We start from the raw sequence: 15,772 nt of genomic DNA, 5'->3' as shown, positions 1-15,772 counted from the left end.
ATCACCGGCACCAATGGCCAAGACGTCGTGCTGCCAGTGGCTGGCGCGCGTGCTGCAGGCCGCGGGCAAGCGCTGCGCCACCATCGGCACGCTTGGCACCGGCTTTCCCGATGCACTCACGGCGACCGGCTTCACCACGCCCGACGCCGTCCAGTTGCAGGACGGCCTGGCCGCGCTGCATGGCGCCGGCGCGCGCGCGGTGGCGATGGAAGTGTCCTCGCACGGCCTGGAGCAAGGCCGCGTGGCCGGCACGCACTTCGCGGTGGCGGTGCTGACCAACCTGACCCAGGACCATCTCGACTATCACGGCACCATGGCCGAGTACGAGGCGGCCAAGGCCCTGCTGTTCCAGTGGCCCGGCCTGCGCACCGCCGTGATCAACCGCGACGATGCCATGGGTGGCCGCCTGCTGGCCAACCCCGCGCTCGCCTCGCAGGTGACCGAGTACGGCACCGACCGCAAGGGGGGCAGTGGCTGCGCGCGACCAACGTGCGCGCCACCGCCGCCGGCACGGCCTTCCATCTGGATGGCAGCTTCGGCAGCGCCGATGTCAGCACGCCGATGATCGGCGCGTTCAATGTCAGCAACCTGCTTGCCGTGCTGGGCGCCACGCTGGCCAACGGCATTGCCTGGAACGTCGCGCTCGACGCGCTGCGCTCGCTCAAGCCGGTGGATGGCCGCATGGAGTTGTTCGGCGGCAGCCATGGCGGCCAGGACGGGCCGCTGGCGGTGGTCGATTACGCCCACACCCCGGACGCGCTGGAAAAGACGCTGGAGGCGCTGCGCCCCGTGGCCCAGGCCCGCAAGGGCCGGCTGTGGTGCGTGTTCGGCTGCGGCGGCGATCGCGACCCGATCAAGCGCCCGCTGATGGGCGAGGTGGCCGAGCGGCTTGCCGACGAGGTGGTGCTGACCAGCGACAACCCGCGCAGCGAAGACCCGCAAGACATCCTGAACGCCATTGCCGACGGCATGGCCGACCGTAGCCGCGCGCAGCTGATCGAGGACCGCGCTGCCGCCATCCTGTATGCCATCAAGCACGCCACTGTAGCCGATGTAGTGCTGGTGGCCGGCAAGGGGCACGAAGCCACCCAGGAGGTGCAGGGCCGCAAGCGGCCCTTCTCCGACCGCGAACACGTCCGGCTGACGCTCGGCACGCGCGGGGTGTCAGCATGACGCAAACCACCATGACCGATTTGCAGCAAGCCGCCGGCTGGATCGCCGGCGGGCGTATTTCCGGGCCCGATGGCACAGCCAGCCGGGCGTTCGCACGCGTGCTGACTGACAGCCGCTCGGTCGGGCCGGGCGATCTCTTCGTCGCGCTCAAGGGCGAGCGCTTCGACGCGCACGATTTCCTGGCCGACGTGGCAGCGCGTGGCGCAGCCGCGGTGCTGGTGGAGCGCGAGCCTGATGCCGCGCTTGGCATGCCCGCCATCGTGGTGCCGGACACCCGCCTGGCACTGGGTCAGCTGGCCGCCGGCTGGCGCCGCCGTTTCAGCCTGCCCGCGGTTGCGGTGACGGGCAGCAACGGCAAGACCACTGTCAAGGAAATGATCGCTGCGATCTTCGCGGCGGCGGTAGGGGAGGGCGCCCGCCTGGCAACGGGCGGCAACCTGAACAACGATATCGGCCTGCCGCTGACCGTGCTGCGGCTGTCCGCCGTGCACCGGCTCGCCGTGCTCGAGCTCGGCATGAACCACCCGGGCGAGACCGTCTACCTGGCCGGCATCGCCCAGCCCACCGTGGCGGTGGTGACCAACGCGCAGCGCGAGCACCAGGAGTTCATGGTGAACGTCGAGGCCGTGGCGCATGAACACGCGGCGGCGATCGCGGCATTGCCCGCCGACGGCGTGGCGGTGTTCCCGCTCGACGCCGAAGGCGGCGGCGCGCATGCCGGCATCTGGCGCCGGGCAGCCGGTGCGCGCCGCGTGCTGTCGTTCGGCCTGGACGCCAGTGCCGATGTCCGCGCCGATGTGGCCCTGGACGACGGCGTGCAAGTGATGCGGGTTAGCGCGCCTGGCGCCGCGTTCGTGGTCCGGCTGTCGGTGCTCGGCACCCACAACGTGCGCAACGCGCTGGCGGCCATTGCCTGCGCGCTGGGCGCTGGCGTTGGCATTGAGGCGATCCAGGCAGGGCTGGCCGGGTTTGCCGCGGTCAAGGGCCGGCTGCAGGTCAAGCATGCCGCCGGCGGCACGCTGGTGATCGACGACAGCTACAACGCTAATCCCGATTCGGTGCGCGCGGCCATCGACGTGCTGGCAGGCTTCGCCGCCCCGCGCTTGCTGGTGCTGGGCGACATGGGGGAAGTGGGCAACCAGGGGCCGGCCTTCCATACGGAGATCGGCGCCTACGCGAACGCGCGCGGCATCGATGCGCTGTGGGCAACCGGCGAGGCCATGGTGCACGCAGTACAGGCATTCGGCGCCACCGCCCGGTATTTCGAGCGGGCCGAAGACCTCGCGCAGGCGTTGGCACAAGACAAGGACGGCACCGTGGCGGCAGCAAGCGCGGTGCTGGTGAAGGGATCGCGGTTCATGCGGATGGAACGGATGGTCGATGCGCTGGTCGCAGACACTCCGACGCATTAATCGTCATCAATAGCAATTAACGAATCAATCAGATGCCCGGCCCGACTGGGCGGTTGTCGAAAGGAATACGGAAACACGATGTTATTGGCTCTGGCCCAGTGGCTGCAAAACGACTACAGCTTCCTGCGGGTCTTCAACTACCTGACCTTCCGCGCGGTGATGGCCAACCTCACCGCGCTTTTGATCGGGCTCGGCCTTGGGCCGTGGGTGATCCGCAAGCTCACCGAACTCAAGATCGGCCAGGCCGTGCGCACCATCGGCCCGCAGTCGCATCTGGTCAAGGCCGGCACGCCCACCATGGGCGGCGTGCTGGTGCTGGTGTCGATCGCCATCTCCACGTTGCTGTGGTGCGACTGGGGCAACCGCTTTATCTGGGTCGTGATGCTGGTGACCTTGGGCTACGGTGCGATCGGCTGGGTGGACGACTATCGCAAGGTGGTCTATCGCGATCCGCGCGGCATGTCGAGCCGCGAAAAGTTCTTCTGGCAGACCCTGATCGGCCTGGTGGCCGCGGTCTACCTGGCGTTCTCGGTATCGGAAAGCAGCAATGTGCGGGTGTGGGACCTGTTCCTGGGCTGGGTCGAAGGCGGCTTGTCGCTCGACATGCCTTACAAGTCCAACCTGATCGTGCCGTTTTTCAAGGAAGTGAGCTATCCGCTAGGCGTGGCCGGTTTCATCGTGCTGACCTACCTGGTGATTGTGGGCTCGAGCAACGCGGTGAACCTGACCGATGGCCTGGACGGCCTGGTGATCATGCCGGTGGTGCTGGTCGGCAGCGGGCTGGGCGTGTTTGCCTACGTGATGGGCAGTTCGGTCTACAGCAAGTACCTGCTGTTCCCGCATATTCCCGGGGCCGGCGAGTTGTTGATCTTCTGCTCGGCGCTGGCGGGGGCGGGCCTGGCCTTCCTCTGGTTCAACGCCCACCCGGCCCAGGTCTTCATGGGCGACGTCGGCGCGCTGGCGCTGGGCGGCGCGCTGGGCACCGCAAACGCTGTCCGTGATGCTGCAGGTGGGCTGGTTCAAGATCACCAAGCGGCGCTACGGCGAGGGCAGGCGGTTGTTCAAGATGGCGCCGCTGCACCACCACTTTGAATTGTCGGGCTGGAAGGAAACGCAGGTGACGGTGCGCTTCTGGATCATCACCATGCTGTTGGTGCTGATCGGGCTGTCGTCGCTCAAGCTGCGCTGAAGCCAGCGCGCATCTATTAACGCAGGAACGAAAAAAGGGCGGGAATCGAAGTGTTTGGCGAGTTGCAAAAACCTCATGTGCTGGTGCTGGGCCTCGGCGAATCGGGGCTGGCGATGGCGCGCTGGTGCGGCCTGTACGGCGCTCCCGTGCGCGCTGCCGACACGCGCGAGGCCCCTGCCAACCTGGTCTTCCTGCAGGCCGAGCTGCCCTCGGCCGAGTTTCATGGCGGCGTGCTTACTGAAGCGCTGCTGGACGGCATCGAGCTGGTGACGATCAGCCCCGGGCTGTCGCCGCTGGAAAGCGATACCGCCGCGCTGCTGGCCCTGGCAGGCGAGCGCGGGATCCCGGTCTGGGGTGAGATCGAGCTGTTCGCGCGCGCGCTGGCGCATCTGCAGGCCGAGTCGGGCTACGCGCCGAAGCTGCTGGCCATCACCGGCACCAACGGCAAGACCACGACCACCGCGCTGACCGGCCGCCTGGTGGAGCGCGCTGGCAAGAGTGTGGCGGTGGCGGGCAATATCAGCCCGTCGGCGCTGGACAAGCTGGCCGCCTGCATCGCCTCGGCCACGCTGCCCGAGGTCTGGGTGCTGGAGCTGTCGAGCTTCCAGCTGGAGACCACGCACACGCTGGCGCCGCACGCGGCCACGGTGCTCAACATCACCCAGGATCATCTGGACTGGCACGGCAGCATGGAAGCGTATGCCGCCGCCAAGGCCCGGATCTTCGGCCCGGCGCCAGCGCCCGGCGAAGCCGGCTGCCTGCAGATCCTGAACCGCAATGACCGTCTCAGTCTTGACATGGCGCGCCCGGCCAGCGCACCGGTGACTTTCGGCACGGATCTGCCCGAGGTCCCCGGCAGCTTTGGCATCCTGCGCGAGGGCGGCATGCCCTGGCTGGTACTGGCCGAGCCCGATAGCGAAGCCGAAGGCGAGCACAAGCCGCGCCGCCGCAAGGCCGCGGCCGCCGAGAGTGAGCAAGCCGTGCCGGTACGCCACAAGCGCCTGATGCCGGCGGACGCGCTGCATATCCGCGGCATGCACAACGCCACCAACGCCATGGCCGCGCTGGCGCTGTGCCGTGCCATCGACCTGCCGCTCAACGCGTTGCTGCACGGCCTGCGCGAGTACCGCGGCGAGCCGCACCGGGTGGAGTGGGTCGCCACGGTCGACGAGGTCGAGTTCTTCGATGACAGCAAGGGCACCAACGTAGGCGCCACCGTAGCCGCACTGTCCGGCCTGGACAAGCGTGTGGTGCTGATCGCCGGTGGCGAAGGCAAGGGCCAGGATTTCTCGCCGCTGGCCGCGCCGGTTGCGCAGTACGCACGCGCCGTGGTGCTGATCGGCAAGGACGCCGGCGAGCTGCGCCGCGCGCTGCAGGACACCGGCGTCATGCTGGCCGACGCCACCACGCTGGAGCAGGCCGTGACGCTCGCCGCCAGCGCGGCGCAGGGCGGCGATGCCGTACTGCTGTCGCCGGCGTGCGCCAGCCTCGACATGTTCCGTAACTATGTGCACCGCGCTGAAGTCTTTCGCGCCGCGGTGGAAGAACTGGCGATGTCCAGGGGGATCGTGCCATGAGCGACGCACAGGTCAAGCGCAGCGGCTTTATCGGGGCCACCATCGGCAACGCCTGGGGCGGCTTGCGCGATGCCGTGTCCGGCGTCAAGCCTACGCGCTCGCGCATGATGGAGTACGACCAGCCGCTGTTGTGGGTGGCGATCGTGCTGCTCGCGCTTGGCCTGGTGATGGTCTACTCGGCATCGATCGCGCTGCCCGACTCGCCGCGCTATGCCAATTACCGCGAGAGTCACTTCCTCGCGCGGCACGCGTTCGCGCTGTTCATCGGCCTGTCGATGGGGCTGCTGGCCTTCCAGATCCCGGTCAAGTTCTGGGATAAGTACGCGCCCAAGCTGTTCGTGATCGCGCTGGTGATGCTGATCGTCGTGCTGGTGCCGTTCGTGGGCAAGGGCGTGAATGGCGCGCGGCGCTGGATTCCGCTTGGCATCATGAACTTCCAGCCGTCCGAGTTCATGAAGCTGGCGGTGGTGCTTTACACCGCCAACTACACCGTGCGCAAGCAGGAGTGGATGCAGAACGTGGGCAAGGGTTTCCTGCCGATGGGCGTGGCCGTGGTGGTGGTGGGCATGCTGCTGCTGCTGGAGCCCGACATGGGCGCCTTCCTGGTGGTGGCGACCGTCGCCATGGGCATTCTTTTCCTCGGTGGCATCAACGGCAAGCTGTTCGCCGGGCTGGTCGGCGTGGCGGTGGGCGCCTTCGCGCTGCTGATCACGGCGTCGCCATGGCGGCGCGAGCGGATCTTCGCGTATCTCAACCCGTGGGAAGAGGCCAACGCGCTCGGCAAGGCCTACCAGCTCACCCATTCGCTGATCGCCTTCGGCCGTGGCGAGTGGACCGGGGTGGGGCTGGGCGGCAGCATCGAGAAACTGCACTACCTGCCCGAGGCGCATACCGACTTCATCCTCGCCGTGATTGGCGAGGAATTCGGCTTTGTGGGTGTGCTGGTGGTGATCGTGCTGTTCTACTGGATGGTGCGCCGCGCCTTCGAGATCGGCCGCACCGCCCTGCAGCTCGACCGCACCTTTGCCGGCCTGGTGGCCAAGGGCATCGGTATCTGGGTTGGCTGGCAGACCTTTATCAATATGGGCGTGAACCTGGGCCTGCTGCCTACCAAGGGGCTGACCTTGCCGCTGGTGAGCTACGGTGGCTCGGGCATTCTGATGAATTGCGTGGCGCTGGCGATCCTGCTGCGTATCGACTATGAGAATCGGGTGATGATGCGCGGAGGGAAGGTATGACCGTAGCGCAGCATCATTTGGTTCCGGCGGAGGCTAACTTCCTGCGTAAGCAGGAAGTTAAGCGCGGCGGCCGTAGCCAGAACCATTCAATGATGCGCGGAGGGAAGGTATGACGGCACCGCGCACCTTGCTCGTGATGGCTGGCGGCACCGGGGGCCATGTCTTCCCCGGGCTGGCGGTCGCGCGTGCGCTGCGTGAGCAGGGCTGGCGGGTGGTATGGCTGGGCAACCGCACTGGCATGGAAGCCACGCTGGTGCCCAAGTACGACATCCCGATGGAGTTCATCCAGTTTGGCGGCCTGCGCGGCAAGGGCCCGCTGACCAAGCTGATGCTGCCGCTGAACCTGTTGCGCGCCTTCTGGCAGAGCCTGCAGGCGCTGCGCCGGGTGCGGCCCAACGTGGTGCTGGGCATGGGCGGCTATATCACGTTCCCCGCCGGCATGATGGCCTCGCTGCTGGGCCGCCCGCTGGTGTTGCACGAGCAGAATTCGATCGCCGGGTTGGCCAACAAGGTGCTGGCCAAGGTGGCGGACCGGGTGCTGTGCGCCTTCCCCAATGCCCTGCCGGACAGCGAGTGGACCGGCAACCCGGTGCGAGACGAAGTGGCGCACATGGCGGCGCCCGAGGCACGCTACGACAGCCGCACCGGCCCGTTGCGGCTGCTGGTGGTGGGCGGCAGCCTGGGCGCGGCCGCGCTCAACGAGGTCGTGCCCAAGGCGCTGGCGCTGTTGCCGCAGGCAGAGCGCCCGCAGGTCAAGCACCAGGCCGGCGCCAAGCAGATCGATACGCTGCGCGCCAACTACCAGGCCGCCGGTGTGGCGGCGGAAGCTTTGCCCTTTATCGACGACATGGCGGCGGCATACGCAGAGGCGGATCTGGTGATCTGCCGCGCGGGCGCAATGACCGTGTCGGAGGTGGCGGCGGCAGGCGTGGCGGCACTGTTCGTGCCGTTCCCGCATGCGGTCGATGACCACCAGACCACCAATGCGGAATTCCTCTCGACCCAGGATGCCGCCTTGCTGGTCCAACAGAACGAACTGACCGCGAGCGGGCTGGCGCAGACGCTGGCTTCGCTGTCGCGGCCCCGACTCAGAGAGATGGCGCATCAGGCGCGCGGTCTTGCCAAGCCGGAAGCGACCCGGCGCGTGGCGGAGATCTGCAGCCAGATGGCCAGGGATTGAACCAACGGATTCATGAAGCACATCGTCAAGAACATTCATTTCGTAGGCATCGGCGGCGCCGGCATGAGCGGCATCGCGGAGGTCCTATTGAACCTGGGCTACAAGGTCTCCGGGTCCGACGTGGGCAGCAATGCCGCCACGCGGCGCCTCGCGTCGCTCGGCGCGACCGTGATGCACGGGCATGACGCCGCCAATGTCAACGGCGCCAACGCCGTGGTGGTGTCCACCGCAGTGACCAACGATAATCCCGAGGTGCTGGCCGCGCGCGCCAAGCGCATCCCGGTGGTGCCGCGCGCGGTGATGCTGGCCGAACTGATGCGCCTGAAGCAGGGCGTGGCCATCGCCGGCACCCATGGCAAGACCACCACTACCAGCCTGGTTGCCTCGGTGCTGGCCGAAGGCGGCCACCTTCGTGATCGGCGGGCGGCTGAACTCGGCAGGCGCCAACGCGCGCCTGGGCACGGGCGACTTCATCGTGGCCGAGGCTGACGAATCGGATGCCTCGTTCCTGAACCTGTTCCCGGTGATCGAGGTCATTACCAACATCGATGCCGACCACATGGACACCTACGGGCACGACTTCGCCCGGCTCAAGCAGGCGTTCGTCGAGTTCACCCAGCGCCTGCCGTTCTACGGCATCGCGGTGCTGTGCGTGGACGATCCCAATGTGCGCGAGATCATGCCGTTCGTGTCCAAGCCGATCGTGCGCTACGGCTTTGCCGAGGATGCGCAGGTGCGCGCGGTCAATGCGCGTGCCGTGGACGGCCAGATGCATTTCACCGTGCTGCGCCAGTTGAACGGACACGCCGAGGCGCCGCTGGACGTGGTGCTGAACCTGCCCGGCATGCACAACATCCAGAACGCGCTGGCGGCCATCGCCATCGCGACCGAGCTGGAGGTGCCGGACGCCGCCATCGTCAAGGCGCTGCGCGAGTTCCACGGGGTGGGACGCCGCTTCCAGCGCTATGGTGAAGTGGCTTGCGTCGGCAATAACGAGCAAGGCGAGGCCAAGAGCGAAGGCACCTTCACGCTGGTCGACGACTATGGCCACCATCCGGTCGAGATGGCCGCGACGCTGGCCGCCGCGCGCGGTGCGTTCCCGGGGCGCCGGCTGGTGCTGGCATTCCAGCCGCACCGCTATACCCGCACGCGCGACTGCTTCGAGGACTTCGTCAAGGTGCTGGGCACCGTGGATGCGCTGCTGCTGGCCGAGGTCTACGCCGCCGGCGAGGCCCCGATTGTGGCCGCCGACGGCCGCGCGCTGACCCGTGCGCTGCGCGTGGCGGGCAAGGTTGAACCCGTTTTTGTGGAGCTGATCGACGAAATGCCGCAGGCTATCCTGAACGCCGTGCGTCCCGGCGATGTGGTGGTGACGATGGGCGCGGGCACGATCGGTACCGTGCCCGGACAACTTGTTTCGCAACAGGCTGGGGGGCAGGCATGAGCTTCGTCGCCCATCCCAATATCGATCCCAAGTCGCTGGGCAAGGTTGGCGTGCTGCTTGGCGGCCGCTCGGCCGAGCGCGAGATCTCGCTGCTCTCGGGCAATGGCGTGCTGGCCGCACTGCGCTCGCGCGGCGTCGATGCCCACGCCTTCGATCCCGGCCTGCAGTCGGTGGCCGAGCTGGCCACGGCCGGCTTCGATCGCGTCTTCATTGCGCTGCATGGGCGCTACGGCGAGGACGGCACCATCCAGGGCCTGCTCGAGCAACTCGGCGTGCCCTATACCGGCAGCGGTGTGCTGGCCTCGGCGCTGGCCATGGACAAGCAGGCCACCAAGCGCCTGTGGACCACGCACGGCCTGCCCACGCCGCGCTTCGCCATGCTGCGCGACGATACGGATTTCGACGCCGTGGTGGCCGGCCTGGGCCTGCCGCTGATCGTCAAGCCGGCGCGCGAGGGCTCGTCCATCGGCCTGACCAAGGTGACAGAGGCCGGCCAGATGCGCGCCGCTTTCGACAAGGCCGCGGCGCTGGACAACGACGTGATCGCCGAAACCTTCATCGATGGCGCGGAGTTGACCTGCCCGATAGTCGGGGAGGGTGCCAGCGCCGAAGCGCTGCCGGTGATCCGCATCGTCGCGCCCGGCGCGAACTACGACTATCAAAATAAGTACTTTACTGACGATACCCAATATCTGTGCCCGTCGGGCCTGCCGGACGACGTCGAAGCCGAAGTCCGGCGCCTGGCGGTGCAGTCCTTCCGCGTGCTGGGTTGCCGCGGCTGGGCGCGCGCCGATGTGATGCTCAGCGCCGACGGCAAGCCTTTCCTGCTCGAGATGAATACCTCGCCCGGCATGACCGGCCACTCGCTGGTGCCGATGGCGGCGCGCGCGGTGGGCATCAGCTACGAGGACTTCGTCATGCAGGTGACTGCCGCGGCCACGCTGGACCTGCACCCCAGCGCGGCATGGAAACCCGATTGAGCCTAGATAGCGCAAGCACTGAACCCAGACTGACCGGAACCGGAACTATCCAAAGCCATGTGGCACAACACTCGCCTGCTTAACCTGATCGCCTCCACGCTCTATGCGGTGGTGGCGGTGATGGCGTTCGCGGCCGGCCTGCTGTGGCTGGCGCAGCGGCCGGTGTTTGCCATCACCCACGTCGAGCTGTCGTCGATGGAAAGCGGCTCCCTGCGCCATGTCAATGCGCCGAGCGTGCGTGCCAACGCGCTGGGCAAGCTCTCGGGCAGCTTCTTCACGCTCGACCTTAACGAGGCGCGCCAGATCTTCGAGTCGGTGCCCTGGGTGCGTCGCGCCAGCGTGCGGCGCGAATGGCCCAACGGGCTGGCGGTCGAGGTCGAGGAGCACGAAGCCCTCGGTACGTGGGGCAATGCCGACAGTGGGCGCCTGATCAACACTTATGGCGAAGTTTTCGTCGCCAATCCGGCCGAAGCCGAGGAAGATGCCCAGTTGCTCGCGCTCGATGGCCCGCCGGACAGCGAGAGCGATGTGGTGGACAAGCTCGAAGTCATGCGCGAGTGGTTCAAGCCGCTGAAGGTGGAGCCGCTGGCGGTCACGCTGTCGTCCCGCTATGCCTGGCGCGCGAAGCTCTCCAACGGCATGGTGGTGGAGCTTGGCCGTGAACAGAACGAAGAGGAGCGCGATGCCATGGGCCAGCGCGTCAAGCGCTTCGTGGTGGCCTGGCCCCAGGTCACGGAGCAGTGGGGCAAGCAGATCGAGTATGCGGACCTGCGCTACCCGAACGGGTTCGCGATTCGTGCGGCTAACGTGCGCTTCCTGACCGACGCGCAGGCAGCGGCGGCGGCCAAGGCGAAGGCCGCCGGCACGGGCAGCAGCAGCGCGAATACGAACGCCAGCACCAATCCGAACAACAATCCGACGCGACTCAAGAGCAAGAACGCGGAGAAAAACCGATGAGCAAGGAATACAAGGACCTACTGGTCGGTCTCGATATCGGCACTTCCAAAGTGGCCGCGGTAGTGGCGGAGTTGCGCCCCGACGGCAGCTACGAAGTGATCGGGATGGGCCAGTCAGAGTCCAAGGGTCTGAAGAAGGGGGTCGTGGTCAATATCGAGGCCACCGTGCAGTCCATCCAGCGGGCGCTGGAGGAGGCTGAGCTGATGGCCGACTGCAAGATCTCCGAAGTGTTCACCGGCATTGCCGGCAGCCATATCCGCAGCTTCAACTCCAGCGGCATGGTGGCGATCAAGGACAAGGAGGTCACCCAGACCGACGTGGCTCGGGTGATCGAGACCGCCAAGGCGGTCAATATCCCGACCGACCAGCAGATCCTGCACATCCTCACGCAGGAATTCATCATCGACGGCCAGGAGGACGTGCGCGAGCCGATCGGCATGAGCGGCATCCGCCTGGAAGTGAAGGTGCATATCGTCACCGGCGCGGTCAGCGCGGCGCAGAACATCGTCAAGTGCGTGCGCCGCTGCGGCCTGGAAGTGCACGACCTGATCCTGCAGCCGCTGGCCTCCAGCCTGGCGGTGTCCATCTTCAGCGAAGGTGCGATCCGGCATACGGCCGTGATTCCCATCGCCGGCGACCAGATCACCAACGATATCGCCATGGCGCTGCGCACGCCCACGCCCGATGCCGAGGACGTCAAGATCCAGTACGGCATCGCCAAGCAGGCCATCGCCGATCCGGAAGACATGATCGAGGTGCCCGGCGTGGGCGACCGCGGCACGCGCTCGCTGTCGCGCCAGGCGCTGGCGGCGGTGATCGAGCCGCGTATCGAGGAACTGTACTCGCTGGTGCACCAGGTGGTGCGCGAGTCGGGCTACGAAGAACTGCTGTCGTCGGGGGTGGTGATCACCGGCGGCACGGCGATGATGCCAGGCATGGTGGAACTGGGCGAGGACATCTTCCTCAAACCGGTTCGGGTCGGCGTGCCGGAATATCGCGGAAATTTGCACGAAGTAGTAAAGAGTCCGCGCTATTCGACCGTAATGGGACTACTGCTTGAAGGCCGCGTGCAGCGCATGCGCGGCCGCAAGGTGGCGGTGCAGAGCGGTTCCGTCAAGCAGGTGTGGACTCGCATGAAGGAATGGTTCGTCGGCAATTTCTGAATGTTGCCGGCGCTTGGATTGCGCGTGAGTGAATAGCGGGCCTGCCCCCCCGAAATCGCGGGCAGGCCGTTGAACAGGCAGTTTTCTTTTGATGGTTTCTTGTTGTTCAGTCACCAAGGGTTGCGGCGGGGAGGCCGCAGCGTTTGGCGGCTGATTATTCTTGGAGGCAGTGATGGACTTTGACATGATCGAAACGGAATTGCAGGACGGCACCATCATCAAGGTGATCGGCGTGGGCGGCGCGGGCGGTAACGCTGTGCAGCACATGATCAGCCGTGGCGTGCAAGGCGTCGAATTTATCTGCATGAACACCGATGCGCAGGCGCTCAAGCGCTCCAGCGCTTCGCGCGTGCTGCAGCTCGGCAACACCGGCCTTGGGGCCGGCGCCAAGCCGGAGGTCGGCCGCAACTGCGCAGATCAGGCGCGCGAGCAGATCGCCGACTCGCTGCGTGGTGCGCACATGGTCTTCATCACTGCCGGCATGGGCGGCGGCACCGGTACCGGCGCTGCCCCGGTCGTGGCCCAGGTTGCCAAGGAAATGGGCATCCTGACCGTGGGCGTGGTCAGCAAGCCCTTCGAGTTCGAAGGCGCGCGCCGTGCCAAGGTGGCGGAAGCCGGTTCCGGCGAGCTGGAGTCCTGCGTCGATTCGCTGATCGTTGTGCTCAACGAAAAGCTGTTTGAAGTGATGGGCGACGACGCCGAGATGGACAAGTGCTTCCAGTGCGCCGACGACGTGCTGCATAACGCGGTTGCCGGCATTGCCGAGATCATCAATGTGGATGGCCTGGTGAACGTCGACTTCGAAGACGTGAAGACGGTCATGGGCGAGCAGGGCAAGGCCATGATGGGCACGGCCACCGTGTCGGGCGTGGACCGCGCCCGTCTGGCTGCCGAGCAGGCTGTCGCCAGCCCGCTGCTGGAAGGCGTGGACCTGTCCGGCGCACGCGGCGTGCTGGTCAACATCACGGCCAGCCGCTCGCTCAAGCTGTCGGAAACCAAGGAAGTCATGAACACCATCCGCAGCTACGCCGCGGAAGATGCCACCGTGATCTTCGGTACGGTGTACGACGATGCCATGGGCGACGCGCTGCGCGTGACGGTGGTGGCAACGGGCCTGGGCCGTTCGGCCAAGAAGCAACAGCCGATGACCCTGCTCAAGACCGGTACCGACAACATGCCGGTGCAGATGATGGGCAACATGACCAGCAACGTGGGTGTCAGCCACAGCAGCGCGCCGGACTACAGCAACCTGGACACGCCGGCGGTATGGCGCAGCTCGCGCGAGTCTGCATCCGCCCACGTGGCTGCGCTGCAGGAAAAGGGTGTGGATACGTACGACATCCCGGCCTTCCTGCGCAAGCAGGCGGACTGAGTTGGCTCGGCAAGGTGCCGGCAAGGCCGGTTGCCATCAGCCCGCGACCCCGGACCAGCGAAACACGCAAGCGCTCCCTACGCTCGTGTTACGCCCGGTGGTGTTGGACTGAACGGCAGCCAGCCCGGCCGCACTTTCGCTGACGCTCAGGCTGCATCCCGTCGCCGGGACAGGCGTGCCTCCGGCCGCCTCCCCGGACTGGTCTCCCGCCCCTCCCGGCCGGGATGTGCCGTCGTCCGCGCGTCGATCGCAAGATCGGACGCGCGGATTTATTTCAGGAACAGTGCGGCCCGCAGCATGAATGGCCGCCCGGAAGAGATGCAAGCGCCTGGCTGCCGCCTTGTCGGACGATGCCGGCGACGTTTTCGGGTGGTGAACCGCTTGGGCACCTGCAGCGGGCGCACTATGATGCTAAACAGGGTTTTTACCGAGACAGGAAGACACAGCATGATCGCTATTGGAGCGCGTGTGCCGGACGCCACGCTGAACGAGTTCTTTGAAGTCGAAACCGGCGGCTGCGCCCTCGGGCCCAATTCCTTCTCGGCGGCGGAGCTCGCGCGTGGCCGCAAGATCGTGGTGTTCGGCCTGCCCGGCGCCTTCACGCCGACCTGCTCGGCCAAACATGTGCCGGGCTTTGTCGCACAGGCGGACGCGCTGCGCGCGGCTGGTGTGGACGAAATCTGGTGCGTATCGGTCAACGACGCCTTTGTCATGGGCGCCTGGGGCCGCGAGCAGAATACCGGCGGCCGTGTGCGCATGATGGCCGACGGCAGCGCCGAATGGACCCGCCGGCTGGGCCTGGAGCAAGACCTGACCGCTCGCGGCATGGGCGTGCGTTCGAAGCGCTATGCCATGGTGCTCGACGATGGCGTGGTGTCTCACCTGTGGCTTGAAGCGCCCGGCGAGTTCAAGGTCAGTAGCGCCGAGGCCGTGCTGGCCGCGTTGCGCGCGTAATACGGGATTATGTCAGCACGTGGCACATAAGTGACGTATAGTGCGTTTATCGTGGTTTATTTCCTCTGTGCTAACACACCGAAACAAAGTGACGCAGCGCAGCAAACGAAGCAATGGTAAAATCGCTATATTAGAAAGTGTAATTGATAGATTTTAATAATAGCTGAGAACGTCATGCTCAAACAGCGCACCATCAAATCCCTGGTCAAGACCGTTGGCATTGGTTTGCACTCGGGCCGTAAAGTGACGCTGACGCTGCGCCCGGCCCCGGTGGATACCGGCATCGTATTCACCCGCGTCGACCTGCCTGAAGCGGTCGAGATCCCCGCGAGCGCGTCAGCCATTGGCGACACGCGTCTGGCGTCGGTCCTGCAGAAGGATGGCGCACGCGTGTCGACCGTGGAGCATTTGATGTCCGCCTGCGCGGGCCTTGGCATCGACAACCTGTATGTGGATGTCGACGCCGAAGAGATCCCCATCATGGATGGCAGCGCCGCGTCCTTTGTCTTCCTGCTGCAGTCGGCCGAGATCGAGCAGCAATCGGCGCCCAAGCGTTTCATCCGCGTGAAGAAAGCCGTGGAAGTGCGCGAAGGCGACAAGCTGGCGCGCCTGGAGCCCTTCTTTGGCTTCAAGCTGGCTTTCACCATCGATTTCCGGCATCCCGCGGTCGACAAGACCGGCCAGACCTTCGCCATCGACTTCGCCGACACCAGCTATGTGCGCGAAATTGCTCGCGCCCGCACCTTCGGCTTTGCCCATGAAGTGGAAGCGTTGCGCGAGATGGGCCTGGCGCGCGGCGGCAGCCTGGACAACGCGATCGTGCTCGATGAGCACCGCATGCTGAACAACGAAGAACTGCGCTACGGCGACGAGTTCGTGCGTCACAAGATCCTGGATGCAATCGGCGACCTGTACGTGGTCGGACATCCGCTGATCGGCGCGTATATCGCCAACAAGTCCGGGCACGGGCTCAACAACCAGCTGTTGCGGGCGTTGCTGGCCGATCAGGAAGCCTACGAGATGGTGACGTTCGACCGCGTCGAGGATGCGCCGCCGGCGTTCCTGCCGCAGTTGCAGCCGGCGTTCGCGTAACGCCTGGCAGGCGTCGGGGCCAGTCTTCCGGCCTTGCATGA

The 15,772-nt window shown here is 66.2% G+C and carries 10 protein-coding genes and 3 pseudogenes; all 13 read left to right on the top strand.

The window, feature by feature from the left end; all coding sequences use genetic code 11:
- A pseudogene (locus OR16_RS30585) lies at positions 1 to 1,173 on the top strand (UDP-N-acetylmuramoyl-L-alanyl-D-glutamate--2,6-diaminopimelate ligase); the annotation flags it as partial.
- Positions 1,170 to 2,585, top strand: a complete 1,416-nt coding sequence (locus tag OR16_RS30580) for a UDP-N-acetylmuramoyl-tripeptide--D-alanyl-D-alanine ligase (protein ID WP_043421763.1) — start codon at positions 1,170 to 1,172, stop codon at positions 2,583 to 2,585. The pseudogene OR16_RS30585 and the gene OR16_RS30580, both read left to right, overlap by 4 nt.
- Before the next feature lie 78 nt (positions 2,586 to 2,663).
- Positions 2,664 to 3,774, top strand: a pseudogene (mraY, locus tag OR16_RS30575) (phospho-N-acetylmuramoyl-pentapeptide-transferase).
- A gap of 50 nt (positions 3,775 to 3,824) precedes the next feature.
- On the top strand, positions 3,825 to 5,351 hold the full coding sequence (murD, locus tag OR16_RS30570; protein WP_006162533.1) for a UDP-N-acetylmuramoyl-L-alanine--D-glutamate ligase: 1,527 nt from the start codon (positions 3,825 to 3,827) through the stop codon (positions 5,349 to 5,351).
- Positions 5,348 to 6,589 (top strand): putative lipid II flippase FtsW, encoded by a 1,242-nt coding sequence (gene ftsW / locus OR16_RS30565; protein ID WP_006162532.1) that lies wholly within the window; start codon positions 5,348 to 5,350, stop codon positions 6,587 to 6,589. The genes murD and ftsW overlap by 4 nt, the downstream gene beginning before the upstream one ends.
- Before the next feature lie 109 nt (positions 6,590 to 6,698).
- Positions 6,699 to 7,769 (top strand): undecaprenyldiphospho-muramoylpentapeptide beta-N-acetylglucosaminyltransferase, encoded by a 1,071-nt coding sequence (murG, locus tag OR16_RS30560; RefSeq protein ID WP_006162531.1) that lies wholly within the window; start codon positions 6,699 to 6,701, stop codon positions 7,767 to 7,769.
- A gap of 12 nt (positions 7,770 to 7,781) precedes the next feature.
- A pseudogene (gene murC / locus OR16_RS30555) lies at positions 7,782 to 9,213 on the top strand (UDP-N-acetylmuramate--L-alanine ligase).
- Positions 9,210 to 10,193 carry a D-alanine--D-alanine ligase gene (locus OR16_RS30550; protein ID WP_006162530.1) on the top strand — a complete coding sequence of 328 codons (984 nt, stop codon included), beginning with the start codon at positions 9,210 to 9,212 and terminating at the stop codon, positions 10,191 to 10,193. The pseudogene murC and the gene OR16_RS30550 overlap by 4 nt, the downstream one beginning before the upstream one ends.
- 57 nt (positions 10,194 to 10,250) lie before the next feature.
- On the top strand, positions 10,251 to 11,150 hold the full coding sequence (locus OR16_RS30545; protein WP_006162529.1) for a cell division protein FtsQ/DivIB: 900 nt from the start codon (positions 10,251 to 10,253) through the stop codon (positions 11,148 to 11,150).
- Entirely contained in the window at positions 11,147 to 12,313 is a 1,167-nt protein-coding gene (gene ftsA, locus OR16_RS30540) for a cell division protein FtsA (RefSeq protein ID WP_006162528.1), read from the top strand. Before OR16_RS30545 ends, ftsA begins: the two co-directional genes overlap by 4 nt.
- 172 nt (positions 12,314 to 12,485) lie before the next feature.
- Positions 12,486 to 13,685, top strand: coding sequence for a cell division protein FtsZ (gene ftsZ, locus OR16_RS30535; RefSeq protein WP_006162527.1), 1,200 nt, complete (start codon positions 12,486 to 12,488; stop codon positions 13,683 to 13,685).
- Between the two features lie 447 nt (positions 13,686 to 14,132).
- Positions 14,133 to 14,639 carry a peroxiredoxin gene (locus tag OR16_RS30530; protein ID WP_006162526.1) on the top strand — a complete coding sequence of 169 codons (507 nt, stop codon included), beginning with the start codon at positions 14,133 to 14,135 and terminating at the stop codon, positions 14,637 to 14,639.
- A 174-nt stretch (positions 14,640 to 14,813) separates the two neighbouring features.
- On the top strand, positions 14,814 to 15,731 hold the full coding sequence (gene lpxC, locus OR16_RS30525; protein ID WP_006162525.1) for a UDP-3-O-acyl-N-acetylglucosamine deacetylase: 918 nt from the start codon (positions 14,814 to 14,816) through the stop codon (positions 15,729 to 15,731).
- The last annotated feature ends 41 nt before the right edge of the window (positions 15,732 to 15,772 follow it).

The sequence above is a fragment of the Cupriavidus basilensis OR16 genome, from assembly GCF_000243095.1.
GTDB classification, from domain to species: domain Bacteria; phylum Pseudomonadota; class Gammaproteobacteria; order Burkholderiales; family Burkholderiaceae; genus Cupriavidus; species Cupriavidus basilensis_D.
Note: the sequence above shows the minus strand (reverse complement) of the source record. Positions and strands in the feature narration are given on the sequence as shown.

Coding starts and splice junctions, on each gene's coding strand:
- OR16_RS30580 (WP_043421763.1), top strand. CDS start 1,170: ATGACGCAAACCACCATGACCGATTTGCAGCAAGCCGCCGGCTGGATC.
- ftsW (WP_006162532.1), top strand. CDS start 5,348: ATGAGCGACGCACAGGTCAAGCGCAGCGGCTTTATCGGGGCCACCATC.
- murG (WP_006162531.1), top strand. CDS start 6,699: ATGACGGCACCGCGCACCTTGCTCGTGATGGCTGGCGGCACCGGGGGC.
- OR16_RS30550 (WP_006162530.1), top strand. CDS start 9,210: ATGAGCTTCGTCGCCCATCCCAATATCGATCCCAAGTCGCTGGGCAAG.
- OR16_RS30545 (WP_006162529.1), top strand. CDS start 10,251: ATGTGGCACAACACTCGCCTGCTTAACCTGATCGCCTCCACGCTCTAT.
- ftsA (WP_006162528.1), top strand. CDS start 11,147: ATGAGCAAGGAATACAAGGACCTACTGGTCGGTCTCGATATCGGCACT.
- ftsZ (WP_006162527.1), top strand. CDS start 12,486: ATGGACTTTGACATGATCGAAACGGAATTGCAGGACGGCACCATCATC.
- OR16_RS30530 (WP_006162526.1), top strand. CDS start 14,133: ATGATCGCTATTGGAGCGCGTGTGCCGGACGCCACGCTGAACGAGTTC.
- lpxC (WP_006162525.1), top strand. CDS start 14,814: ATGCTCAAACAGCGCACCATCAAATCCCTGGTCAAGACCGTTGGCATT.